This is a genomic window from Streptomyces sp. Y309, from assembly GCF_056712025.1.
Window position 1 is genome coordinate 6,985,669 of the sequence record NZ_CM160048.1, and the last position, 25,423, is coordinate 7,011,091.

At 71.4% G+C, this 25,423-nt stretch carries 17 protein-coding genes; 8 read left to right on the forward strand and 9 right to left on the reverse strand.

Annotation, left to right across the window (positions count from 1 at the left end):
• Positions 1–102 precede the first annotated feature (102 nt).
• The 6 genes from AC0KTA_RS28950 (at position 103) to AC0KTA_RS28975 (ending at position 8,636) form a co-directional block, all read left to right on the forward strand.
• Positions 103–1,488 carry a M20/M25/M40 family metallo-hydrolase gene (locus AC0KTA_RS28950; RefSeq protein ID WP_481051152.1) on the forward strand — a complete coding sequence of 462 codons (1,386 nt, stop codon included), beginning with the start codon at positions 103–105 and terminating at the stop codon, positions 1,486–1,488.
• Positions 1,485–3,011: a YfcC family protein gene (locus AC0KTA_RS28955; RefSeq protein ID WP_481051153.1), complete on the forward strand. Its 1,527-nt coding sequence runs from the start codon at positions 1,485–1,487 to the stop codon at positions 3,009–3,011. The genes AC0KTA_RS28950 and AC0KTA_RS28955 overlap by 4 nt, the downstream gene beginning before the upstream one ends.
• A 19-nt stretch (positions 3,012–3,030) precedes the next feature.
• On the forward strand, positions 3,031–3,984 hold the full coding sequence (gene pip, locus AC0KTA_RS28960) for a prolyl aminopeptidase (RefSeq protein WP_481051154.1): 954 nt from the start codon (positions 3,031–3,033) through the stop codon (positions 3,982–3,984).
• 153 nt (positions 3,985–4,137) lie between these two features.
• Positions 4,138–5,463: an ATP-grasp domain-containing protein gene (locus AC0KTA_RS28965; protein ID WP_481051155.1), complete on the forward strand. Its 1,326-nt coding sequence runs from the start codon at positions 4,138–4,140 to the stop codon at positions 5,461–5,463.
• Complete coding sequence (locus AC0KTA_RS28970) at positions 5,456–7,492, forward strand: CocE/NonD family hydrolase (RefSeq protein WP_481051156.1); 2,037 nt, start codon at positions 5,456–5,458, stop codon at positions 7,490–7,492. Before AC0KTA_RS28965 ends, AC0KTA_RS28970 begins: the two co-directional genes overlap by 8 nt.
• Before the next feature lie 121 nt (positions 7,493–7,613).
• Positions 7,614–8,636, forward strand: coding sequence for a glycoside hydrolase family 6 protein (locus tag AC0KTA_RS28975; protein WP_481051157.1), 1,023 nt, complete (start codon positions 7,614–7,616; stop codon positions 8,634–8,636).
• On the opposite strand, the gene AC0KTA_RS28980 is transcribed toward AC0KTA_RS28975, so the two are convergent.
• The 4 genes from AC0KTA_RS28980 to AC0KTA_RS28995 form a co-directional block, all read right to left on the reverse strand.
• The gene (locus AC0KTA_RS28980; RefSeq protein ID WP_481051158.1) at positions 8,633–9,067 is read right to left on the reverse strand and encodes a RidA family protein; all 435 of its coding nucleotides are present in this window, start codon (positions 9,065–9,067) and stop codon (positions 8,633–8,635) included. The two genes, AC0KTA_RS28975 and AC0KTA_RS28980, sit on opposite strands and share 4 nt — an antisense overlap.
• 85 nt (positions 9,068–9,152) lie before the next feature.
• Positions 9,153–10,169: a TolB family protein gene (locus AC0KTA_RS28985; RefSeq protein WP_481051159.1), complete on the reverse strand. Its 1,017-nt coding sequence runs from the start codon at positions 10,167–10,169 to the stop codon at positions 9,153–9,155.
• On the reverse strand, positions 10,166–11,506 hold the full coding sequence (locus AC0KTA_RS28990; protein WP_481051160.1) for an MFS transporter: 1,341 nt from the start codon (positions 11,504–11,506) through the stop codon (positions 10,166–10,168). The genes AC0KTA_RS28985 and AC0KTA_RS28990 overlap by 4 nt, the downstream gene beginning before the upstream one ends.
• Positions 11,507–11,530: 24 nt before the next feature.
• Positions 11,531–12,484, reverse strand: a complete 954-nt coding sequence (locus tag AC0KTA_RS28995; RefSeq protein WP_481051161.1) for a metallophosphoesterase family protein — start codon at positions 12,482–12,484, stop codon at positions 11,531–11,533.
• A 279-nt stretch (positions 12,485–12,763) separates the two neighbouring features.
• Between AC0KTA_RS28995 and AC0KTA_RS29000 the strand changes: the two genes are divergently transcribed.
• Together AC0KTA_RS29000 and AC0KTA_RS29005 are read left to right on the forward strand one after the other, a co-directional pair.
• Entirely contained in the window at positions 12,764–15,787 is a 3,024-nt protein-coding gene (locus AC0KTA_RS29000) for a DEAD/DEAH box helicase (protein ID WP_481051162.1), read from the forward strand.
• Positions 15,784–17,229, forward strand: coding sequence for an SWIM zinc finger family protein (locus tag AC0KTA_RS29005; RefSeq protein WP_481051163.1), 1,446 nt, complete (start codon positions 15,784–15,786; stop codon positions 17,227–17,229). The genes AC0KTA_RS29000 and AC0KTA_RS29005 overlap by 4 nt, the downstream gene beginning before the upstream one ends.
• A 90-nt stretch (positions 17,230–17,319) precedes the next feature.
• Here the strand turns inward: AC0KTA_RS29005 and AC0KTA_RS29010 are convergent, their stop codons facing one another.
• The 5 genes from AC0KTA_RS29010 to brxD form a co-directional block, all read right to left on the reverse strand.
• Complete coding sequence (locus AC0KTA_RS29010; protein WP_481051164.1) at positions 17,320–19,200, reverse strand: DNA/RNA helicase domain-containing protein; 1,881 nt, start codon at positions 19,198–19,200, stop codon at positions 17,320–17,322.
• 100 nt (positions 19,201–19,300) lie between these two features.
• The gene (locus AC0KTA_RS29015; RefSeq protein ID WP_481051165.1) at positions 19,301–21,316 is read right to left on the reverse strand and encodes a DNA/RNA helicase domain-containing protein; all 2,016 of its coding nucleotides are present in this window, start codon (positions 21,314–21,316) and stop codon (positions 19,301–19,303) included.
• Between the two features lie 205 nt (positions 21,317–21,521).
• Positions 21,522–21,650, reverse strand: coding sequence for a DUF6408 family protein (locus AC0KTA_RS29020; protein ID WP_481051166.1), 129 nt, complete (start codon positions 21,648–21,650; stop codon positions 21,522–21,524).
• Positions 21,651–21,893: 243 nt separating this feature from the next.
• The gene (locus tag AC0KTA_RS29025; RefSeq protein ID WP_481051167.1) at positions 21,894–24,026 is read right to left on the reverse strand and encodes a DEAD/DEAH box helicase; all 2,133 of its coding nucleotides are present in this window, start codon (positions 24,024–24,026) and stop codon (positions 21,894–21,896) included.
• On the reverse strand, positions 24,023–25,354 hold the full coding sequence (brxD, locus tag AC0KTA_RS29030) for a BREX system ATP-binding protein BrxD (RefSeq protein ID WP_481051168.1): 1,332 nt from the start codon (positions 25,352–25,354) through the stop codon (positions 24,023–24,025). Before brxD ends, AC0KTA_RS29025 begins: the two co-directional genes overlap by 4 nt.
• Positions 25,355–25,423: the final 69 nt, after the last annotated feature.

Consider the following 25,423-nt stretch of genomic DNA (forward strand, 5'->3'; position numbering starts at 1 on the left):
GGCCGACCGGCGAGCCGTCCGGAATCCGCGAGCGACCGCACTCGATAATTCGGGCTGTTCACGGCAATTCGACGCAAATTTCCTCATGTAGGGGTGCTGCCCATGACGCCCGAAGAGCTCGCCACCACGGTCGACGGACTGATGGACGGCCTGCGCGCCGACCTCGTCCGGCTCGCCGAGATCCCCTCGATCGCCTTCCCCGGCTTCCCGGACGGGCCGGTCCAGGAGGCCCACGACGTGGTCGCGGGGCTGCTGCGCGACGCGGGCGTACCCACCGTCGAACGGCTCGACCTGCCCGACACCGCCCCGGTGGTCTACGGCGAGATCCCGCCCCCGCACCCGGCCGCGCCGACCGTGCTCCTGTACGGGCACTACGACGTCCAGCCGCCCGGCGACGAGAAGCTGTGGAAGTCGCCGCCCTTCGAGCCCACCCCCGTCGAGGACGCGGGTGACGGCGGGGCGCTGCGGGCGCGCGGCATCGCTGATGACAAGTCCAACGTCATCGCTCATGTGGGGCTGCTGCGCGCTTATGGAGGGCGGCCGCCCGTCGGCGTCAAGATCGTCGTCGAGGGGCAGGAGGAGTACGGCAGCGCCTTCGACGGCTACCCGCCCACCGACCCCGAGCGCTTCGCCTGCGACGCCATGGTCATCGCCGACCTCGGCAACCTCCGCCCCGGCACCCCCACCCTCACCACAGGTCTGCGCGGCGCCGCCGAGGTCGTCGTCGAGGTGCGCACGCTCCACGAGCCGCGCCACAGCGGCGAGTTCGGCGGCGCCGCGCCGGACGCGCTGCTCGTGCTCCTCAAGGCGCTCGCCACCCTCCACGACGTGCACGGCGACGTCGCGGTGGAGGGGCTGCGCCGCGAGGAGTGGGGCGGGACCTCGTACACGGAGGAGGAGTTCCGTGCTCTCGCCGGAGTGTGCGAGGGGATGCCGCTGATCGGCAGCGGGAGCCTCGGGGAGCGGCTGTGGAGCGGGCCCGCGATCACCGTGATCGGCCTGGACGCGCCGGGCGTGGAGCACGCGGCGTCGGCGGTCGTGCCGTACGCGCGCGCCAAGCTGAACCTGCGCTTCCACCCCAGGCAGGACCCGAGCGAGGCGCGGGCGCGGCTCGTCGAGCACCTGCGGTCGCTGCGGCCCTTCGGCGTCCCGCTGACCGTCACGCCCGGCGACACCGGCCCCGGCTACGAGGCCGCGACCGGCGGGCCCGCCTACGGCGCCGCGCTCACCGCGCTCAAGGAGGCCTGGGGCGAGGAGGCCTCGTACGTGGCCACCGGCGGGTCCATCCCGCTCGTCAACGGGCTCGCGCAGGCGGCGCCCGGCGCGGAGGTCCTGCTGTTCGGCGCGCAGGACAGCATGTGCAACCTGCACGCGCCCAACGAACGCGTGCTGCTGTCCGAGCTGCGCGACACGGTGGTCGCTCTCGGCGCGTTCGTACGCGAGTACGCGGCCTCGTTCCCCGTGCCTGGCGACGAGAGCCGCTCATGAGCACCACCGCGACCGGCCCGGAGACCCAGGAGCCCGCGCCCAAGGGCAAGTTCGCCTTCCCCAGCGCCCTGACCGTCCTCGCGATCGTCACCGTCGCGGTGTGGCTGCTCGCCTTCCTGGTGCCGCCCGGCGCCTACGACCGCGACGGCAAGGGCGCGCCCGTCCAGGGCAGTTACCACCGCGTCCCCGACGACCAGTCCTTCGTCGACCGCCTCAACGACCTCTTCCTCGCGCCGGTCAACGGCCTGTACGGGGTGCAGGACACCGAGTCCGGTCAGGTCGGCCCCGACCTGACCGGCGAGCTGTACGGCAGCGCGGGCGTGTTCCTCTTCGTCCTAGCCATCGGCGCGTTCATCACCGTCGTGTTCGCCACCGGCGCCCTCGACCGGGGCATCGGGCGGCTCGCCCACCGGCTGCGCGAGCGCGGCGCCATGCTCATCGCCGGCGTCATGGTGGTCTTCTCCGTCCTCGGCACCGTGGAGGGCTTTGCCGAGGAGACGCTGGGCTTCTACGGCCTGATCGTGCCGCTGATGCTGGCCCTCGGCTACGACCGGATGACCGCCGTCGGCGCGATCATCCTGGGCGCGGGCATCGGCGTGCTGTGCTCGACCGTCAACCCCTTCGCCACGGGCGTCGCCTCGGCGGCGGCCGACATCTCGCTCGGCGACGGCATCGTGCTGCGGTTCGTGATGTGGCTGGTGCTCACGGCCGTCACGGTCGCGTACGTCATCCGGTACGCCAGGCGCGTCCAGCGGGACCCCGGGCGCTCCCTGAGCGGATTCCTGCCGGGCGACCGGGAGCGGGCGGCGGGCGAGGCCGAGGAGGTGCCCGAGCTGACGCGGCTGCACAAGGCGATCCTGGGCGTGGTCGCGCTGGTCTTCGCGTTCATGATCTTCTCGGTGGTGCCGTGGTCCAGCGCGCTGACGGGCGACGCGGACGCCGAGCCGTACGGCTTCGAACTCGGCTGGTCCTTCCCGCAGTTGGCCGCTCTGTTCCTGTGCGCGGCGGTGCTCGTGGGCCTGGTCGCGCGGATGAGCGAGCAGCGGCTCAGCGCGACGATCACCCAGGGCGCGGCGGACTTCATCTCGCCCGCGCTGGTCATCGTGCTGGCGCGCGGCGTCACCGTGATCATGAACAATTCGCGCATCACGGACACCGTGCTGCACTCGATCGAGGGGGTCGTGAAGGGCACGTCGTCGGGCGTGTTCGCGGTGATCGTGTTCCTGGTGAACCTGCCGCTGGCCTTCCTCATCCCGTCCACCTCCGGGCACGCCACCCTCGCCATGCCGATCCTCGCGCCGCTCGCCGACTTCGCGGGCGTCTCGCGGTCCGTGGTCGTCACCGCGTGGGCGGCGGCCAGCGGCTGGATGAACCTGTGGGTGCCGACGACGGCCGTCACCATCGGCGGGGTCGCGCTCGCCAAGGTCGGCTACGACAAGTACCTGCGGTTCGTGTGGCCGCTGCTCGCCATCCTGTTCGTGTTGATCTGCGGCTTCGTGGCAGTGGGCGCGGCGGTCACCTGAGGGCGGTTACGGTGCCGGGATGAGTCTGTATCCGGAGATCGAGCCGTACGACCACGGCATGCTCGACGTCGGCGACGGCAACCGCGTGTACTGGGAGGTCTGCGGCAACCCGCAGGGCAAGCCCGCCGTGCTGCTGCACGGCGGGCCCGGGTCCGGCTGCACGCCGGGATTCCGGCGCTGCTTCGACCCCGACGCGTACCGGATCGTGCTGCTCGACCAGCGCGGCAGCGGCCGCTCCACGCCGCACGCGAGCGACCCCGCCACCGACATGGGCGTCAACACCACCAAGCACCTGCTCGCCGACCTCGAACTGCTGCGGCGGCACCTGCGGGTGGAGCGGTGGCTGGTGTGGGGCGTCTCGTGGGGGTCGGCGCTCGGGCTGCGGTACGCCCAGACGTACCCGGACCGGGTGTCCGAGCTCGTCCTCACCGGGCTCGCCACCGGGAGCCAGGCCGAGGTCGACCTGCTCACGCGGGGGCTCGGGCGGGTGTTCCCCGACGCGTTCGAGGCCTTCCGGGCCGGGGTGCCGGAGGCGGACCGGGACGGGGATCTGGCCGCCGCCTACCTGCGGTTGCTGGAATCCCCGGACGCGGCGGTGCGGGCCCGGGCCGCGCGGGACTGGACCGACTGGGAGACGGCCATCGCGATGGCGGCGCCCCGCTCCGTCGCGCGCTACGAGGACCCCGTGTTCCGCGCCGGGTTCGCGCGCACCGTCACGCACTACTTCGCCCAGGGGCACTGGCTGGGGGAGGACGGCGTGGTGCTGCGGGACGCGCCCGCCCTGCGGGGCATCCCCGGGGTGATCGTGCAGGGGAGCCTCGACTTCGGGAACCTGCTGGGCGTGCCCTGGCGCCTGCAGCAGGCCTGGGAAGACGCCGAGTTGGTCGTCGTGGACGACGCCGGGCACGACGCGGGGGCGTCGGGGATCGCGGCGGCGCTGGTGGCGGCCACAGACGGGTTCCGGCGGGGGTAGTCCCGGCGGGGGTAGTCCGCGGCTGGGGCAGTCGCGGCGGGGGCGCGCCGTTTGATCGCCGTCCGGGTGGATACCCGGCCCGTGGCCAGGGCGTCAGTACCGGGACGCCTGTCGCCAGGGCCTCAGTACCGGGACGACGAAAGCAGGTCGCACATGGAGCCGGCGAACGTCTTCATCGTCGGGCTCGACGAGAAGAACCTGGACGTGCTGTGCGCGCAGCCGTTCGCGGAGCGGTACCGGTTCCACGCGCTGTCGGGCCACGAGGAGATGCAGGACGGCGGCGAGGCGCCGCTGCCCGAGCTGCTCGGCCGGATGGAGCGGAAGCTCGAGGCGTTCCCCGGACGGATCGACGCCGTCGTCGGCTACTGGGACTTCCCGGTGAGCACCGTCGTGCCGATCCTCTGCCGCCGCTTCGGGCTGCGCGGGCCGGACCTGGAAGCCGTCGTCAAGTGCGAGCACAAGTACTGGAGCAGGCTCGAGCAGCAGAAGGTCATCGAGGAGTACCCGCGGTTCGCGCTGCTCGACCTGGACGGCCCCGCGAAGCCTCCCGAAGGCCTGCGGTACCCGATGTGGATCAAGCCGGTGAAGTCGTACTCCTCCGAACTCGCCTTCCACGTCGCCGACGACACGCAGTACGCGCAGGCGGTGGCGGCGGTGCGCGAGGGCATCGGCCGGCTCGGCGAACCCTTCGACTGCGTGCTCGGCCGGCTCGACCTGCCGCCCGAGATAGCCGAGGCCGGCGGCCAGGCCTGCCTGGCGGAGGAGTCGCTGACCGGCGAGCAGGTCACGGTGGAGGGCTACAGCACCGACGGACGCGTCGAGGTGTACGGCGTCGTCGACTCCGTCAACTACCCCGGTACGTCGAGCTTCCTGCGCTACCAGTACCCGTCCGCCCTGCCGGACAGCGTGCAGGAGCGGCTCGCGGACATCTCCCGGCGGGTGATCGCGCAGATCGGCCTCGACAACTCGACGTTCTGCATCGAGTACTTCTGCGACCCGGACAGCGGGCGGATCGGCCTCCTTGAGGTCAACCCGCGCCACTCCCAGTCGCATGCCGAGCTGTTCGAGCAGGTCGACGGCATCCCCAATCACTACTGCCTGATCTCGATCGCGCTCGGCGAGGACCCGCGACTGCCCCGCCGTCAGGGGCCGTACGCGATCGCCGCCAAGTGGTTCCTGCGCCGCTTCGCCGACGGGCGGGTCACGCACCGGGCGGACGACGAAGCCATCGAGCGGCTGTGCGGGGAGATCCCGGGAGTCAAGGTGATTCCCCTGGTCGACGCGGACACGCGGCTGAGCGACGTACCGCAGGCCACCGACAGCTACAGCTACGAACTCGCCCACGTCTACACGGCGGCCGCCGGCGAAAGGGAGCTGCGGGACAAGTACGCGCGCGCCGTCGCGGCCCTCGACCTGCGCTTCGACGACGACCTCTGGACCGGGGCGGGCGGCACGGGAGAGGAGACAGGACGTGCGTGAGGTGACGTCGCTGCCCCACGACGTCAGGGAGGACGAGCACCTCTGGATTCCGGTCTCGGACGGCACCCGGCTCGCCGCCCGCGTCTGGCGCCCGGTGACCTCCGACGAGCAGCCGGTGCCCGCGGTCCTGGAGTTCATCCCGTACCGCAAGCGGGACCTGACGGCGGTGCGCGACTCCGTCCACCACCCCTATCTGGCGGGCCACGGCTACGCGTGCGCCCGCGTCGACCTGCGCGGCACCGGCGAGTCCGAGGGCGTCCTCACCGACGAGTACCTCGAACAGGAGCTGCGCGACGCCGAGGACGTCCTCGACTGGCTGGCCGGACAGCCCTGGTGCGACGGGCACACCGGCATGATGGGCATCTCGTGGGGCGGCTTCAACGCCCTGCAGGTCGCCGCCCGGCGCCCGCCCACCCTGCGGGCCATCGCTGTCGCGTCCTTCTCCGACGACCGCTACGCCGACGACATCCACCACATGGGCGGCTGTCTCCTGTCCGACAACCTCTCCTGGGCGTCGGCCATGTTCGCCGCCACGTCCTGTCCCCCCGACCCCGCCCTCGTCGGCGAGGGCTGGCGCGACATGTGGCTGCGGCGGCTGCGCGAGAGCGGCCTGTGGCTGCGGACGTGGCTGGCCCACCAACGGCGGGACGACTACTGGAAACACGGCTCGGTCTGCGAGAACTACCAGGACGTCGGCTGCCCCGTCTTCGCCGTGAGCGGCTGGGCCGACGGCTACTCCAACGCCGTCTTCCGGCTGATGGAACACCTCGGCGTGGAGCGCAAGGGGCTGATCGGGCCCTGGTCGCACAAGTACCCCCACCAAGGCGAACCCGGCCCCGCCATCGGCTATCTGCAGGAACTGGTCCGCTGGTGGGACCGCTGGCTGAAGAAGACCGACAACGGGGTGATGGACGAGCCGATGCTGCGCGTGTGGATGCAGCAGAGCGTGCCGCCCTCCACCTCCTACGAGCAGCGTCCCGGCCGCTGGGTCGGCGAGCCCTCCTGGCCCTCCCCGCACACCCGGCCCACCGCCCTCGCCCTCGCCCCGCACCGGCTGCGCCGCCTCGACGCACCGGCACCCGCGGGCGACGACGACACGGAGCTGACGCTCGAATCCCCGCTGTCCGTCGGCCAGTTCGCGGGCAAGTGGTGCTCCTACAGCGCACCGCCCGATCTGCCCTACGACCAGCGGGAGGAGGACGGCGGCTCCCTGGTCTTCGACACCGGCGTCCTCACCGAACCCTGCGAGATCCTGGGCGCGCCCGCCGTACGTCTGGAGCTGGAGGCGAGCGAACGCGTCGCGATGATCGCCGCCAGGCTCTCCGACGTGGCCGCGGACGGCAAGGCGACCCGGGTCACCTACGGCCTTCTCAACCTCACCCACCGCGACAGCCACGAGCACCCGGAGCCCCTGGAACCCGGCCGCCGCTACCTGGTCGACGTACAACTCAACGGCGTGGCCCAGGTGTTCCCGCCCGGCCACCGCATCCGCCTCTCCCTCTCCACGTCCTACTGGCCGCTCGCCTGGCCGCCGCCCCGCCCGGCCCGCGTCGCGGTGTTCACCGGCGCCAGCCGCCTGGTCCTTCCGGTGCGTCCCCTGGCCGAGTCCGACGAGGTGAGCCTGCGCCCCTTCGACGAACCGGAGGGCGCGCCCCCGCTGTCCACCACGCAGGTCCGCCCCGGCCGCCAGGAGTGGCGGGTCTCCCGTGACCTGGTGGACTACGGGTCCACGCTCGAAGTCGTCGCCGACAACGGCACCGTGCGGTTCGACGACATCGACCTCGAAGTGACGCGGTCCGAGCGCCAGTGCTACAGCTCGAAGGCCGACGACCCCCTCTCGGCGCGCGGCGAGGTGGAGTCGACGCGCCGGTTCAAGCGGGGCGACTGGGACGTACGGACCGTCACGCGCACCGTCCTGAGAGGTTCCGCGGACGCGTTTCTGCTGCACGCGCAGCTCGACGCGTACGAGGGCGAGCAGCGGATCCATGCGGCGAACTGGGACGAGACGATCCCGCGCGACCTGCTGTGACCGCGGCGAGCCGAGGGGGTGCGCCCGCCGTAGGGGTGACCCTTCCGGGGCGGCGGAGGCCGGTCGGCCCCCGTGCGGGGGACGCTGGGGGACCCCGGTGCCGAGAGAGCGGAGTCGCCCCGTGCTCCTGTCGACCGTCCCGACGGCCCACCCCCGCCGCAGGCGGGGACACCGGCTGCGGCACGCCCTCACCTGCGCCGCCGCGCTGGCCACGACCCTCACCGGCGCGGGAGACCCTGCGGCGGGCGCCCCGCCGGAAGCCGTGGAGTTCTGGGTGAACCCGGACTCCCACGCCGCCCGCCAGGCCGCCGACTGGCGCGCGGGCGGCCGCACCGCCGACGCCTGGTTCATCGACCGCATCGCGCGCCGCGCCCAGGCGGAGTGGCTGATCGAGGACGACCCGGGGGCCGTAGTGCGCGCCCACGTCGAGAAGGCGGCCGCGGCCGGCCGCACCGCCGTCCTCGTCGCGTACTTCGTCCCGCACCGCGACTGCGGCGACTACTCGGCGGGCGGCGCCCGCGACGCGGCCCACTACCGCGCGTGGATCGACGCCCTCGCCGCGGGAATCGGCACCCACGCCGCGTACGTCGTCGTCGAACCGGACGCCGTCGCCCAGCAGATCGCCGGCTGCGACCGGACCGTGGCCGCCGAGCGGTACGCGCTGCTCGCACACGCCGTCACCCGCCTCAAGCGGCAGCCGGCCGCCAAGGTGTACCTCGACGCCGGCAACGCGAGCTGGATCCCGCAGGAGCGCCGCCTGGTCGAACCCCTGCGCCTGGCCGGCATCGAGCAGGCCGACGGCTTCGCCCTCAATGTCTCCAACTACCGCACGACCGCGGAGAGCGAGGAGTACGGCCACCGGCTCGCCCGCGCCCTCGGCGGCGGCACCCACTTCGTCATCGACACCAGCCGCAACGGCAACGGCCCCTATGAGGGCGACAAGGCCTGGTGCAACCCGCCCGGCCGCGCGCTGGGCACCCCGCCCACCACCCGCACCGGCGACCCCGCGATCGACGCCTACCTGTGGGTCAAGCGGCCGGGCGAGTCCGACGGCACCTGCCGGGGCGGGCCGCCCGCCGGGGAGTGGTGGCCGGACTACGCGCTGGGCCTCGCCACCAGGGCCCAGGCCGTGCAGGGCGGCTAGGCCGCGGTCTCCTCCGGTACGACGGCGGTGGCGGTGATCTCCACGAGCTGGCCGGGATAGCCGAGCACGGTCACGCCGAGCAGCGTCGAGGTGTGCGGCTGGGTGGTGAGCAGCCCGGAGGCGCGTACGACGTCCCACACCTCGGAGAGCACGCCGGGCTCGTGCCCGACGACGTACACGGTGCTCGCCACCACCTGCGACAGATCGCTGCCGATGGCACGCAGCGCCTCGTCGAGGTTCGCGACGACCTGCCGCGTCTGTTGGATCGGATCGCCCTCGCCGACGAGCTTTCCGTCGGCGTCGAGGGGGACGGAACCGGCCATGAACGCGAGACGGGTGCCGGCCTCCACGACGGCCGCGTGGGCGTATCCGGGGGGCGGGAAGAGGGTCGGGACGACGGTGCGGTGGACGGAGGTGGGGTGTGTGGTCATGGAGGCATCGTGCGGGGCGGGGCCTCGCGCGTGCATCCGGATTTCGGGTGTCGCGTGGCTTGTTCCGTACGGTACTTACGTCGTCTCAGCGCACCGCGGCCGGTGAACTGGCGCCCGGTACGCGGAGCTTGGGGTGTCCGGCGCCGTCCGCCCGCACCGTCCAGATGTCCGTTTTCCGGGTGTCGCGCCCCTCGCGCCCCGGCAGCGCGTACGCCAGCGTGCCGTCGTCCAGCCACGCCGCCTGGTCGTCGACGTTGCGGCGCTCGGCGAGCGGGTGCTCGCGCAGGGTGCGCAGGTCGAGGACGTACAGCCGCCACGGGTCCTTGGCGCCGCCGCGCACGCGCTTCTTGAAGGCGATGCGGGTGTTGTCGGGGGACAGGGACGGGCATTCGGCGTTCTCGCGCAGGGCCCGCGCGGACCACTTCCGCATGTCGCCCTCGACGAGATACGTCCGGCCCTTCGTCGAGACGGTGGCGTAGAAGCGGTTGTCGTCGCGGGCGAAGGTCACGCCCCAGTAGTTGACGTCGGGGGAGTGATAGCGGCGGCCGTCGACGGTGAGCGGGATCTCCTCCATGTTCTTGATCAGATAGCCGGTGCGGGTGTCCAGGATCGACGTGCGGGTGGAGAACGACGAGCCGCCGCCCGCGTAGGAGTCGCCGGTGGTGAACATCGTCCACGACAGCATCCGCCCGGACGCCGAGACCCGCGCCCGGTTCGGGATGCCGGTGAGCGCGACGCGCCGCTTCTCGCGCAGCCGCTCGTCGAGGACGACGGCGTACGACTTCGGCGGGATGCCCGGGCGGCGCAGCAGGCACAGGGCGGTGCCCCCGGCGGCGTAGAAGCGTTCGCAGGACGGGCCGTTGGGGGTGCGGTGGCCGGCGCCGGACATCGGGACGCGGGCGACGCGGCCCGCTCCCGACTGCGTCGAGCGGAAGTAGAGATGGCCCCGGTCGAGGGCGAACTCCGAGTCGGACGCGACTGGTTCGGCGCGGTGGACGGCGCGCACCGTGTACGTGACGGCGACGGCGGCGAGCAGCGCGGCCGCCGCCACGACGGCGATGACGCGCAGCCGGGTGGAGGCCTCGGGCAGGGTGAGGGTCATGCGGTCCCTTCCGGGATCGTGGCGGGCGGCTGCGGCTGCTCGGCGGCCGGCGGACGTTCGGTGGGCCGCAGCAGCGCCGCCGCGCCCGCGACGGCCACCGTCAGCGCGAGCACCGCGCTGGCCAGGGCGGCGCCGACGCCCCACAGGGTCCACGCCGCGCCGAACCCCGCCGCGGCCACCAGACGGCTGAGCGCCTGGCCGGTCTGCAGCACGGCCATCCCGCTCGCCCGCCGCTCCGCCGGGAGACAGGGCGTGGCCAGTGCCATCAGGACGCCGTCGGTCGCGGCGTAGAAGACGCCGAGCGCGAGCAGCACCCCGACGAGCAGCGGGCGGCCGCCGGTCGGCAGGAGCAGCAGGAGGTACGCGACGAGCAGCGCGCCGTGCCCCGCGAGGAACGGCACGCGGCGGCCCACCCGGTCCGCCAGCCGCCCGACCGGAACGGCCAGCAGCAGATAGACCGCGGCGGTGCCGAGCGGAAGCAGCGGGAACCAGCTCTCCGCGAAGTCCAGGCGCCGCTGGAGCAGCAGATACAGGAAGGCGTCCCCGACGGTCGCGGCACCGAGCAGCGCGGCGGCGGCGCACACGCGGCGGAAGGCGGGTACACGGAGGAGGGTCAGGGCCTTGCGCGGGCGGGGGCGCGGTCGTGACTGGGCGCTCGACGGGCCGGCCGGGCCCGCGGACGCCCCGGCCTGCGGCAGCGCCGTCCGCCCCGGCACGAACGCCACCAGGAGCAGCACCCCGAACAGGCCGAAGCAGAAGCTCACGACGAACACCGCGTCGTACGCGTCCGCCGTGATCCACAGCAGTGCGAACGCCGCGAGCGGGCCGAGCAGCGCGCCCGTCGTGTCCATCGCCCGGTGCACGCCGAACGCCCGGCCGAGCCCGTCCGGCGGGCTGCTCAGCGAGATCAGCGCGTCACGGGGCGCCGTCCGCACGCCCTTCCCGAACCGGTCCGCCGCGATCGCCGCGCCGATCCCGGCCGTGGCGCCGCCCGCGAGCAGCAGCCCGAGCCGGGACAGCGCGGAGAGCAGATACCCCGAGCCCGCGACGAGCTTGTGCCGCCCGCCGCGGTCGGCCGCGTACCCGCCGAGGAGCCGTACGACGGCCGTGGCGCCGTTGTAGAGACCGTCGAGGAAACCGAACGCCAGCGGGGACAGGCCGAGGCCGAGGACGAAGTAGAGCGGGAGCACCGCCGCGACCATCTCCGATGAGATGTCGGTGACGAGGCTGACCGCGCCGAGGGCGAGGACGGGACCGGTGACGCGGCCGCGCGTGCGGCGAGGCGTGCGGCCGCGCTTGGCGGCCGTGGCGACCGCGTCGGTGGTGGCCAGGTACATGCGCGTGACACCCGGGTCCGGGGGTCAGTGGCAGGAGTACGACGGGCTGGTGTCCTTGGTCGCCCCGTCGGTGCCGACGAGCTTCCAGGAGAAGCCGTTGTCGGTGAAGTCGAGCTTCACGACGCCGTAGGTGTCGGTGATCCGCTTCTGGCTGTTGGGCTGGACCTCTTCGATCTTGTACGGGTTCGCGCCGCCCGTGCCCGCGAGCAGTTCGACGATGCCTTCGGAGTCGGCCTTGCCGTTCGCGTCCTGCGGGGCGAACCGCTCGTAGTGGTGGTCGTGGCCGCCGAGGACCAGCTCGGCCTTCGCGTCGTCGAGGAGCTTGTAGACCGGCCTGCCGACGGGGTTGTTGCCGTGCTCGCCGGAGGAGAACAGCGGGTGGTGCCAGTACGCGGCCACGCACTTCTTGGTGTTGGCGGCGAGGTCCTTCTTCAGCCAGTTGATCTGGGCGCTGTCGTCGAAGCTGTTGGAGTCCAGGGCGATGAAGTGCCAGTTGCCCTGGTCGTAGCTGTAGTAGCTCTTGCCCTGGGGGTACGCGACCGAGCCGAAGTAGGACTTGTAGCCCTTGAGGGGGCCCGCCGGGTCGTACGTCTCGTGGTTGCCCGGCACCGGCTTCGTCTTGTCCTTGAAGGCGCCCCAGGTGGTCGCGTAGTACTTCTGGAAGTCCTTCAGGCGGGCGTCGTCGTACTGGTTGTCGCCCATCGTCAGCACGAACTGCGGGTTGATCTGCTGCACGAGCGCGGCGGTCTTCGGGTGCGCGCAGCGGCTGTCGCTCTTCGTGCACTGCTCGGCGATGTCGCCCGCGGCGACGGCGGTGAAGGCGGCCTTCGGCGTCGGGGAGGCGTCGGCCTCGCCGGCCGGCGACCACAGGAGCACGCCGCCGACGGTGGCGAGGGCGGTGGCCGCGGCGGCCGGTATCACCCAACGGGCTTTGCGCGTACGGGGGTTGGCAGAGGCTGCGGTGGGGGTGGGCGGCATGTCTGCCTCCTGGGCGCGTGGTGGGGGGTGCGGGAGGGCCGTCTCAGGCATCGTGGCGAGCCGACATGAGCGCGTCAAGGATCCGGACGGATTATTGTTAGGAAACTTTCCTACTGGAGTGGCTCGGCGCCGAGGAGAGTGATTTTGCGTCTGTGGGCTCGCCTAGGGTGGCGGTGAGACAGGCTTCCGGGTGGCCGGGTGGCCGGGTGGCCGGGTGGCCGGGTGGCCGGGTGGCCGGGTGGCCCGGGCGGACAGTGAGCGACGTGTGAGGTGGTGGTGATGACGGCTGTGGGTGCCGTGGCTGCCGCTGATGGCGCTTCCGCCGCCGCTGCTCTCGTACGTTCCTGTGCTGCCGTGTTCCTTCCGGCGGAGGTGCCCCGGCAGGGGCGGATCGCGTGGTGGCGGCCGGACGGCGGGGAGCTGCCGGATGTGCTCGGTGAACCTGGCGTGCCCGGTGGTGCGGGCGCGGGGGCCTGGGTCCGGGGTGAGATCACGGTCGTACGCCGGCACGGCAAGGGGGTGCGCAGGCGTGCCGTGCCTGCGCTGCTCGCGCCGGTGGGGGATGCGGTGGAGGTGCTGCTCGCGGGTGCCCCGGGGGGCGGGGTGGCCCGTGCTGCCGCCCCCGGCGCCGCGCATCCCGCCACCGCCTGCTGGGCCGCCGCCGCCCGGCACGCCCTGCACCTCGTCGCCCGGGGCAAGCTGCTGCCCGGGCTTGCCGGCGCGGACGTCGACGCGTGGCGGGCCGGGCCGCTGGGGGCCGAGGACGTCGCGCACCTGCGGGCCGTCGCCGCCGCCATGCCTGCCGACGCGCACGCCGTGCCGCTGCCCGGCAGCCGCCCGCCGCTCCTGCTGCCCGAGCCGTACGCGCTGGTCAGGGCGTTCGTCGACGCCGTCGTCGACACCCTGCCGCGCACGCCCGCCGCCGCGTACGCCGTCGGCGCGCCGTTCGCCGCGCGCGAGCCGCAGCGGCTGCCCGGGGCGCGCGCGTGGGCGGCGGAGGTGGCGGCCGGGCAGGACGCGGGGGTGCGGGTGTCGCTGCGGGTGGACCTGCGGGCGTCCGACCTGTTCGACGTGGAGGCCGGGGCGGGCGGGAGCGCCGACGGGTCCGGCGGTGCCGACTGGGCCGGGAGCACCGGCGGCTCCGGGGACGCTGGAGCGCCCGGCGCTGCCGCCGCCGTGCTCCAGGTGCACAGCCTCGCCGACCCCACCCTCGTCGTCGACGCCGCGCAACTCTGGTCGGGCGCCGAGCACTTCGGGCCGCGCGCACAGGCCCACACGCTGCTCGCGGTGCGCCGTGCCGCCCGCGTCTGGCCGCCGCTCGGCCGCCTCCTCGACCGGCCGCGCCCGGACGTGCTCCCGCTGGCGGAGCAGGAGCTGTACGACCTCCTGGGTGCCGCCGCGGCCCGGCTCGGCGCGGCCGGGGTCGCCGTGCACTGGCCGCGGGAGCTGGCCCGCGAGCTGACCGCGACCGCCGTGGTGCGCCCCGCCCCGGGCACCGCCGCCGACAACTTCGACTTCTTCAAGACGGAGCAACTCCTGGAGTTCCGCTGGCAGTTGGCGCTGAGCGGCGGCGAAGGGGGCGAAGGTGAAGACGGTCCGGGAAGCACCCCGCTGACCGAGGCCGAGATGGACGCCCTCGCCGAGGCCCACCGCCCCATCGTGCGGCTGCGCGACCAGTGGGTCCTGGTCGATTCCGCCCTCGTACGCAAGGCCCGCAAGCGCGACCTGGGTCTGCTCGACCCCGTGGACGCCCTGACGGTCGCGCTGACCGGCGCCGCCGAGGTGGACGGCGAACGCGTCGCGGCCGTGCCGACCGGCGCCCTCGCCCGCGTACGCGAACGCCTCACCGGCGACCCGCGTCCCGTGCCGCAGCCACCCGCCCTGAAGGCCACCCTGCGCGACTACCAGCTCCGCGGCCTCGCCTGGCTCGACCGCATGACCTCGCTCGGCCTCGGCGGCTGTCTCGCCGACGACATGGGGCTCGGCAAGACGGTCACCCTCATCGCCCTGCACCTGCACCGGGCGCGCCCCGAACCGACCCTCGTCGTCTGCCCCACGTCGCTGCTCGGCAACTGGCAGCGCGAGATCGAGCGCTTCGCGCCGGGCGTCCCCGTCCGCCGCTTCCACGGCACCGGCCGCAGCCTCGACGCCGTCCCCGACGGCGGCATCGTCCTCACCACGTACGGCACGATGCGCACCAGCGCGGCCGAACTGGCCGCGCGCGACTGGGACCTGGTCGTCGCCGACGAGGCGCAGCACGTGAAGAACCCGCACGCGGCCACGGCCAGGGCGCTGCGCACGATCCCCGCGGCGGCGCGGGTCGCGCTCACCGGGACGCCCGTCGAGAACAACCTCTCCGAGCTGTGGGCCCTGCTCGACTGGACCACCCCCGGACTCCTCGGCCCGCTCAAGGCCTTCCGTGCCCGGCACGCCCGCCTCGCCGAGACCGGCGGCTCCGCCGAGAGCGACGAGGCGGTGGCACGCCTGGCCCGCCTGGTACGCCCCTTCCTCCTCCGCCGCAAGAAGTCGGACCCGGGCATCGCCCCCGAACTGCCCCCGAAGACCGAGACCGACCACCCCGCGCCGCTCACCCGCGAACAGACCGCGCTCTACCAGGCGGTGGTGCGCGAGACGCTCGCCCGCATCGAGGCCGCGGACGGCATCGCGCGCCGCGGCCTGGTCATGAAGCTGCTCATGGTGCTCAAGCAGATCTGCAACCACCCCGCGCAGTATCTGAAGGACGGCGCCACCCGTACCGGGTCCGGCCGCCACCGCTCCGGGAAGCTCGAACTCCTCGACGAACTCCTCGACACGATCCTCGCCGAGGACGGCTCGGTGCTCGTCTTCACCCAGTACGTGGAGATGGCGCGGCTGCTCGAGTCCCACCTCACCGAGCGCGGCGTACCCACCCAACTCCTGCACGGCGGTACGCCGGTGGCCACGCGGGAAGCGATGGTGGACCGCTTCCAGGCGGGCGAAGCACCCGTCTTCCTCCTCTCCCTGAAGGCGGCGGGCACCGGCCTGAACCTGACCCGCGCGGGCCATGTCGTGCACTACGACCGCTGGTGGAACCCCGCGGTCGAGGACCAGGCCACCGATCGGGCCTACCGCATCGGCCAGACCCAGCCCGTCCAGGTGCACCGCCTCATCACCGAGGGCACGGTGGAGGACCGCATCGCCGAACTCCTCGCCGCGAAGCAGGCGTTGGCGGACGCGGTGCTCGGCGACGGCGGCGAGGCGGCGCTCACGGAGCTCTCGGACGCGGAGCTGTCCGACCTGGTGACGTTGCGGAGGGCACGATGAGCCCCGGACTGCGCGGAGGCGGCGGCCGCCCCCGGATCTTCCCGCCCCTGCCGCCCCGCACCACCCCCGACGCCGCCTTCGCCTCTTCCTGGTGGGGCAACGCGTGGATCGCCGCCCTGGAGGGCTCGGCCCTTGACCCGGCCCGCCTCGCGCGGGGCCGCGCGTACGCCCGCGAGGGCCACGTCGACACGATCACCGTCGAGCCGGGCCGCATCGTCGCGTACGTCCACGGCAGCCGCCCCCGCCCCTACCGCGCCGAACTCCGCATGCGCACCCTCACCCCCGACGACTGGGACCGCCTCCTCGACGCGGCCACGGCGGACCCCGCGCACCTCACGGCCCTCCTCACCCGGGACATGCCCCACGCCCTGGCGGCCACCGCCGACCACAGCGGCGTCCCCCTCCTCCCCGGCCGCGGCGACCTGATCCCCTCCTGCACCTGCCCCGACCGCGGCCACCCCTGCAAACACGCCGCCGCCCTCACCTACCAGACGGCCCGCATCCTGGACGCCGACCCCTTCGTCCTGCTCCTCGTACGCGGCGGCGAGGAGACGCGCGTACTGGAGGAACTGACGCGCCGGAACGCGAACGCGGCGGCGGGCGAGGTGGTCCACCGGCCGGTGGCGGGTGAGGTGGCCAGCAGGCAGGCGGAGGGCGAGGTGACCGGCAGGCCGGTGGCGGCCTCGGAGCGCCTGGCCTCAGCTTCGACCCCGGCCTCAGCCTCAGCCCCAGCCTCAGCTTCGGCTCCGGCCCCAGCCCCGGCCCCAGCCCCGGCCGGTGAGGAGTACGAGGCCGCCGACCTCCCCGGAACCCCCGCCCGAGAGGCCCTGGCCACGGACTACCGCCCCCCGCTCCCGCCACCCCTCCCCGTCCCGCCGCACCCGGGCGAACCGCCCCTCCTCCCCGCCCTGCCCGGCGCCCCCGACCCCATGGCACTGGAGTTCCTGGCGACGGACGCGGCGGCGCGGGCGCACGCGTACCTGACGCGGGGCGCGCCGGCCTTCGCCGCGCCGGACCCGTGGCACGACGCGGTGCGTCTGGCCGCCTCCCACCCCGGCCTGACGGGCCGCCGCACCTTCAGCCGCCAATTCGCCGCGCTCGCGGAGTCGGTGGGCCGCACCCCCACGGACCTGTCCCGCGCGGCGGCGGCCTGGCGGCAGGGCGGAGAGGAGGGCCTGGCGGTCCTGGAGTCCCCCTGGGACCCACCGGCGGGCCCCTTCGACCGCGCCCGCGGCGCCCTCGCCGCCGCGGACCTCCCCCGCATGACCATCCACCACAACCACCTCACGGACCCCACCGCCACCCTCCAACTCCGCTACGGCCACGACGGCCGCTGGTACCCGTACCGCGGCGAGTCCCACGCGGGCCGCACGGACTGGTGGCCGGAGGGCCCGGCGGACGAGGATCCCGTGGGCGCCCTCACGGGCTTGCTCGGCGCCTGACCGGTTGCCGCGGTCAGGCGCTGCTCCGCGTCAGGCGGCGGTCACGTCGGATTCGCCGGGTGCCGCCGCGGGACGGACCGCCGCCGGGCTTCAGCAGGTGAGAGCAACCGCCTCGTTTGCGCGGACCAACTCGCGTAGCTTGGCGCGGGTTTCGGCGTCGGTCGAATAGATCACCGTGCCGACCATACCTCTGGTCAGGAGCACCTTGTACGTGTTGCGGATCAGCCGGTCCACATCCGCGTCGGCAGTCGTCTTCTTGAAGACAGGGTCCCTCGAAGCTGTACGGTCGGTGACCCACTGATCGCCACGCCAGACCAGGTCGGGCCCGATGATGACGCCACTCCAGTCATACTCGAAGCCCTGGGCCGTGTATACGCACCCCACCTGGCCGAAGCCCGCCGGATCAGTGGCCCAGAGCGCAGCTGGCGGGGCGCCGCCGACCGCCCGGTCGCCGTAGACATTCCAGGGCCGTCGCCACTCGCCGATGACGACGTCCGGGGGCAAGGCCTGGCCCGGAGGGACCTTCTTGGTCCACTTCCAGCAGTAGCCCGCGGACAAGCGCGCGCTATACCCCTGGGCGCGGCGTCCATCGAGGAACTCCTCCATCTGCGCGGGGGTCTCGGCGACCATGAGCCGCATCCGGTCGTCGGGTTCCCACGCCACCGGCCCGCCTGGCTCGAGCCCTAGCAGCCGTACGGTCCAGTGCAGATAGGCGTCGCTGCCGCCGCACCGGAACTGGCTGTCGAGAGCCACGACCTGACACCGCGCGCCTTTGGCGGCGGCAGCCGCCTCGATCTCCGCGACGGTGCCCATCTCTCCGGGCCGCACGACCTGGTGCTCGTCGAGAAGGAAGACCGGGACCCGCGCCGCGTCGATGAGTTCCTCGATCTGCGCTTTGCCGTTGCGCTGCGCGGCCGGTGTGTACCGATTCGCCGACGTCTGGCGTATCCGGTGCGCCTCGTCGCAGATCAATACGTCCAGATTGTCACGCTCGGCAGTCATGAAGCTGTTGAAGTACTTGAAGAGGTCTCGCACTTGCGGCTTGCGTGCGCCGGCGACTTTGCGCATCGTGGTGGTGAAGGAGCTGGAGCCGGTTGCGTGCAGCGCGGTGATGCCCTGCCGGTACATTTCGCCGAGCAGTGACATCGCGATGACGCTCTTACCGGTACCCGGGCCACCGGTGACAACCACGATCTCCTTGTGGGCTGCCTGTTCCGCCCGTCGCACGGCGTTCAACACCATGCGGTAGGCCACCCTCTGTTCGTCCAGCAGCACGAACTGCTCGCGCTCCCGGACTTCTTGCGCGGCAACTGCAATCAACTGCTTTGAAGGGCCGATCTTTCCGGCCAGCAATTGTTCTGCTGCTTCGGAACTGGACGCGCCATCGAGCTTCGACCGCAGAAAATCGAGGAATTCGCCGCGTCTGGCTCCGATGAAGAGGCGTCCGTACTCGTCTTGTTCGGCCTCGAAGAGTCCGCTGACTCCGAACTCGGTGGCATTGTGCAGATAGGCGGCACCGCTCAGCCGCTCAGGATGGCCGGCCAGCGTTCCGTTGAAGGAGACGAGGTACTGGCAGTACCCGCGGACCTGGTCGACCGGATTGAGTACGGGTGGGGCGTAATCGACGCGGCACAACGAGGGATCGCCATCATCCGGCTCGGCGCTGCTCCACTGCTTGAGTTCGACGACCACGTAGGAGGGCTGTCCAGTCCTGGGATGCACCCCGGCGAGTACGACGTCGGCCCGTCTGCTGGTGAGCGGCAGGCCGTACTCGATGAGCATCTCCACCTGGCCGAGCTTCGAGTCGTTGAGCGCGCTCGCCAAGACAGGGAGGCTGCGTTCCCAGGAACGGACCTCGGACGGACTGGGCTTGTGGCCGTGCATCTGGACGAACTGCTCGGTCAGACGGAGATAGAGGGAACCGGAAAGACACTCGGCGGCGACCGCGGCGGCGGAGGCGCGGAACAGCAACGGATGCTCCCAGGCAGCACGAAGAGACTCGTGCGGGTGGGGGCATGTCCTTCGAAACCCCGCCGAAGCGGGACGGAAGCCCGTCGGGCCGCATTGATGACTACTCGAACTCTATCGCGAGCTGTTCCGCCACAGCCTTCTCGGCCCGGGTTGTCGGCGGCGGGAGCTTCTTCTTGAGTGGCTTGGCCAGAGGCGAGTCTGCGACCGTGCCGGTGATCAGTCGGCGGAGCGCGTTGCGGGTGGCGTCGTCCGCGGAGTAGACCACGATGCCGCTGCGTGCACGGGTCAGCAGGACGTGGTACGCGTGTCGCACCAGCCGGTCGACCTGCTCGTCACGCACCCATTTCTCTTTGAGCTTGCTGTCATGTGTTTGCGTCCGGTCGACGGTGAAGCGTCCGTCGCGCCATACAAGGTCAGGGCCGATGATCACTCCGGTCCAGTCGAACTCGAAGTTCTGCGCGGTGAAGATGCAGCCGATCTGGCCGAATCCGCGTGGGTCGGTGGCCCATTGACTTGCATCTGGTACATCGGCGAGCTGGACTCCCTCTTTCGCGTTCCAAGGGCGGTGCCAGTCGCCGATCTGTACCTCGACCAAGAGTTCACCGTTCTGCGGGGTCTTCCACTCCCAGCAGAAGCCTGCGGTCATGCGAGCCTGGGCGTTCTCTTCGAGTATGCGGCGTTCGAGGAACGTCTCCATTTCCTCCGGGCTCTCCGCCAGACGTACGTCAATACGACCGTCCGGGACCCACGAAGAAGCCGTCGTGGACTTGAGGCTGAGTAGCTTCGTTACCCACTCGCGGAATTCTGCGCTGCCCTCTGCCCGGAACATGCCCGGGAGTTCGACGACCTCGTAGTCGCATCCGCACGCTATGGCACGCTCGATGAGGTACTCGACCGTGCCGACCTCCTTCGGGCGCAGGGATTGCCAGTCATCGAGAAGAAATACCGGAACCTCGGCGACCTGAATCAGTTCGTCGGCCTGCGGCAGGCCGCGTTCCTTGACCCATCTCTTGACGTCACGGCCGTCCGATTTCATCCGTACGCGGTGGGCTTCGTCGCAGATGAGAACTTCCAGTGAGTTTTCCGGCAGGTGTCCGAACTGCTGGAAGAACCGATAGTCCTTGCGGGCCTGCCGTTCGGCGGCGCCCTTCCTGCGGTACGGAGCGGCGTCGACGGCGGCTTGGCGCAGGTTCTTGGTGAACGAACGAGAACCGCTGGCGTGCACGACGCTGTGGCCTTCCTGTCGCAGGGAACGCAGTAGTTCCACTGCCACTGCGGTCTTCCCGCTCCCAGGGCCGCCCTGAATGATGATGACCTTCTTGCGTCCTGCCGTCCCTCCGCCCGCGCGGACCTTCTGGCGGACCTCCTGGAACGCGATCTCCTGCTCCTTTTGGAGCGCGAAGACGGGGTGTGGACTTCCTACGCGGCTGAAAGCCTCACTGGACGAGGGGGCCTCATACCGCTGTGCTTGGCACAGCACGTCCGCGGCTCGGGCGCCGGGCACTCCGGACGCGAGGCGGGCCGCAAGGAAGGCCCTGAACTCATCGCGTTGGTCCCTCGTGTACAGCCTGCCGTGGTCACTCTGATTCAACTCGAGCAGTGACGAGACCTCGTGACTTGCGTTGTGCATCAGAGCGACCCCAGCGATTCGGCCGCGCTTTCCGTGCAAGGGTGCGAGGTGATGGACGAGGTACTCGCAGTAGCGCTGCACCTGGCGTACCGGGTGGAGTTTCGGCTTCCCCATTCCAGCGTCCACGGCGATGGGGTTGGTCGCCGATACCACTGCCTTGTGCCACTGCTTGAGTTCCACGACGACGTATGACAGATCGCCGGTCGCGGGATGCTGACCGGCCAGAATCACATCTGCCTCGCCCGCCATTCCAGGGGTCGAGTACTCAATGAGCAGTTCGACATCGTCGAGACCGGAAGCGAGCAGTCCTTCGACGACCTCGGGAAGGCTGTGGTTCCAGGATTCGATGAGACCTTTACCGGGCTGCTTCTTACGGGGATGCGACTGCACGTACTCATTGATCAGCCGTTGGGTGAGTGGCAGGTGCTCCTGGCCAACGGGCGTTATGAGTGGGCGAAGTTCGGCAGCAGACTTCCGGAGCAGCAAGAGGAATTCCCCAAGGCACGACAGATCTCGTGCGGGTGGGGGCATGTCCTGCGGAGGAAGCCCGTCGGGCCGCGATGACTGGTAGTACAGTAGCCCGACTCTGAGATGTCTGCTCTGCGATCGCGCCACGATGTTTGCGTACGGAGAAGTATGTGGCGGAGACGGCGGTGATGGCGGGCCCCCGGGCCCGCCCCGCCTCCCGGCGTCAGCCGAGAAGGTGCGCCGCGCACTGCACGGCAGTCCGCACCAATTCCACCCCAAGGGCTGAGGCGACACCGACGAGGATGTCGCGGAACAAGGTGCGGCGCTCGGGCTTGTACTCGACAGGGGTCATGCGGAGCATCTCCTCACGGAGTCGGGATCTCGGACTTGGTGGGGAGCCCACCGGGCATCCGTTCTCACCGATGAGGTGAGGCCGCCATGCAGTGCATGGCTCCACTGTCATCCGTCCATCCCGCGACCACGGCTCGTACACCCTCCGGGGAGGGGCGTGCGGCGTGGGAATACTCTAGCGACAACTGCACACAGACAACATCGAGTTATCGCTGTGGCCGCATAGGCCGTGACGCGATGTCTGTCACCCGCCGGATACAACGAGTCTGACCGGTTCGCTCAGCGACAGAGCTGCGCCATTGAGGTCGGCCAGCCGGGCGGCGAGGGTGGTCTCAGCCAGTCGCTGGGGAAGTGCGGTGCTGAATTTCAGGCCCGTCAGCGCGCGGGGGTCCACGGCGGGCAGGCACAGACGATCGGCAGCGTCGGCGGCGGCCTTCTTCCACCCCTGGGGCGTGATGTCCTCGCGCAGCCGGACGTAGGTGTCTGTGGGGCGCTGGAGAGGATCGGCGATGGTGGTGAGCGTAGCCGCCAGAGTGACGTTCGCCCGGTGACCGGCCCAGGTCCACCAGCGCACGTTCGTGTCGCGTCCGCCCCGCACCATCACCGTGCCGTCGGCGTGAACCATCTCGGCGCCGTCCTCGCGAACCTGGGCGAGAGCGCCTTCGGCACGCCGAGTGAGTTCGACGGCTGGTGTGGCGCCGAGCATGACTTCCCGGGCGGCGCGCGTCAGTTCGTACGAAGCAGTGCGGCTGAGTCCGACTCCGCCCCACCGGGCACGCCCTCCACCGTCCACTGGTTCGACGAAACAGCGGCGCCGCGACCAGTCGATGTACGTCACCTGCCAGCTGCGTCCGGCGAGCAACAACCGCCGCGGGCCCACGACGTCGTCGGTCAGCAAGGCGGGATCCGTCGTGCCGATCTCGGTACGGCCCGACAGCACGGTGAACTCCGGAGCCGCGGTGAACACGGCGGTCAGATCCATGAAGTGCCGGTAGCCGAAGCGGCGTTCGGCTTCGGGCCCGATGAACAGCATCCCGCTGTCCTGGTCCAGATAGCCCTCGTCGACGAGGTGGCGCACGACGGGTTCCGCGGAAGGTCCGAACGGTCCGAGCCCACCCCACCCCTCCTGCCACAACCGGTCGCCGACCTGGTGCTCCTGTAGACAGAGAGCCAGGATTTGCTGAGCGGCGATGTGCCGGGGCTCGGGTGGGGGCACGACCGGCTCCACCCACCCGCGCGACCAGAGCAGCAGGAGGGCCGCCGCAGCAAGGAGGCCACTCTCGTCGGTGGTGAGGAAGAGGCAGTTGCGAGTCGAGCCGGGGCGCCGCCCTGTGCGCCCGAGTCGCTGCAGGAACGAGGCGACCGTCCCCGGCGCGTCGATCTGGATGACGCGGTCCAGGTCACCCACGTCGATGCCGAGTTCGAGGGTGCTCGTGGACACGATCACGCAGTCGCGTGCTTCGGCGAAAGCTTCCTCGGCTCGGCGCCGCTCGTCGACGGACAGCGATGCGTGGGAGAGAAAGGTGGTCACGCCCTTGGCTCGCAGACTCTGGCCGAGCTCCTCGACCTGCTTGCGGGACTCGCAGAACACCAGACGCTTCTCACCGTGGTGCAGCGCTGCGATCATCGTGGCCGCGTTGGCCAGCGAACCCACGTAGTCGAGTTGGACGTCGCCGGGCGGTGGCGTGGCCGGTGACTCCTCGCGCAGGTGCGGTGCCACGACGTGCGCTGTGCGCTTGCCCGCGCCTGACCCCTGCAGCCAGCTCAGCAGCTGCTCAGGATTCCCCACGGTGGCGGAGAGCCCGACGCGCTGCACCGGTCGCCCTGCCACTCGCTCCAAGCGCTCGAGCACAGCCAGCAGATGCCAGCCCCGGTCGTCCCCCGCGAAGGAGTGCACCTCGTCGACGACGATCGCACGCAGCCCGGAGAAGAAGGCCCGGTGGTCGACATTCGCGCTGACCAGCATCGCTTCCAGGGATTCCGGAGTGGTCAGCAGCAGGTCCGGCCGCTCGCGCAGGATGCGCTTGCGGCGGGACTGGGATACATCCCCGTGCCAGAGCGCGGCGGTACGTCCCAGCCAGGAGGTGTAAGTCTCCAGGCGTGGCAGCAGGTTGTTCAGCAGGGCCTTGAGCGGGCAGACGTAGAGAACCGAGGTGCCGGTCCAGTTCTCCTGCGCCATCTTCGACAGAAGAGGGAAAGAGGCTGCTTCGGTCTTCCCGCCGGCGGTCGGGGCGAGCAATACGGCATCCGAGCCGTCCAGGAGTGGCGTGATCGCTTCCTCCTGGAGCGGCCTCAGGCCGGGCCAGCCAAGGGAATTGACGATGTGATGGATCAGCCCGGGGTGCAGCCGGTCCAGCGGCTCGGGGCCGCCGGTCACGGGAGGTCCAGGTCGACGTCGTCGGGCCCCGAGGCAGCGTTTCGCTCGACTTCGCTCAGCTCGGCGGTGCGCACCGTCAGGGCGTAGTGCTGCCGGGGCGCGAAGTCCTCGAACTGATCGACGCGATCAAGGACATCGCCTACGAGTTTCTTGAGGAAGACGCGCGGCGCTACCCCCACCTTCCCGCCCAACGCCCCGCCGACGGCCTTGGCCAGATCGGCGACGTAGGCGTCGTCCACGACCGTCCTGATCCGCTGGGAAGCCGAGGAGCCTTCAGCGTACAGATCGCGAATCGTGAGCCCCAGACCGACGAGCGAGTCCAGCGTGAAGCCCGAGAGGCGTACTTGCACCGCCCGCGGATTGTCGAAGCGCGGGTCGGTCGTGAAGTCGGTGGCCAGCCGTTGGGCCAGCGGAGCCAGCCGCTGCACGCCCTGTCGGCCGTCGAAGAACGCCGGTGTCCCCGTGATCACCAGGTAGAGACCGGGGAATCGGCCGGAATGCACCTCGTCGATGAGTTGTCGCAGCGCGTTGAGTGCCTTGTCGCGTGCGTCGGACCGTACCCGCTGCAGAGTTTCCACTTCATCGAGTACGACGAAGAGTCCCGGGTGGCCCGAATCGCGCAGCACGGTGAGCAGACCCTGCAGGAACCCGAGAGCGCCGAAGTGGTCGAGATCGCCGCGCACGCCGGCGGCTCGCCGTGCGGCGGCAGCGACGTGCGGTTGGCCGGCGAGCCAGGCCATGACAGCCGAGGCCGTGGCTTCATCACCTGCGGTGAGAGCGGTTCGGTAGCCACGCAGGGCTGTCGCGAATGACGGGGCGTGGCGGGACACCTCGGTGAGCCGCGCCGTCATCAGCTGTTCCACGTCGTCCGGCAGTTTCTCCTCCGGAGCTCCGGCGGCGAGAGCGTCCTCTTCCAAGGCATAGAACCAGGCGTCCACGACGGGACGTAGTGCGCTCGGCGGAAATCCCGGTGTGGACAGTCTTTCGGCGAGTCGCCGATAGACGGTTTCCAGTTTGTGCAGCGGGGTTTCGGTTTCGGAGATCTGAATTTCGGCGACGGCGAAGTTGCGTCGCTTGGCGCGCTCCCCGAGCCACCGTGTGAAGAATGTTTTGCCGGATCCGTATTCGCCTCGTACCGCCTTGAAGACCGAGGCCCCCGACGTCACGGCGTCGAGTTCGGCGTCGAGCGCGGCTTGGAACCGGCCCAGACCGGTGGCGAGCAGGTCGAGGCCCCTCTCCGGGACGGCCCCGCGCCGCAGGGCGTCGAGCACGTCACGGCGCCGGGCGGCACTGACGAGGGCGGTTCGGTTGGGGCGGTCTGTACTCACGCCGCCAGTCTTCCATCTGGTCAGGTGTCCCGGTGGCCGAGCCGGGCAGTCGCCGACTGTCCTTGGTCG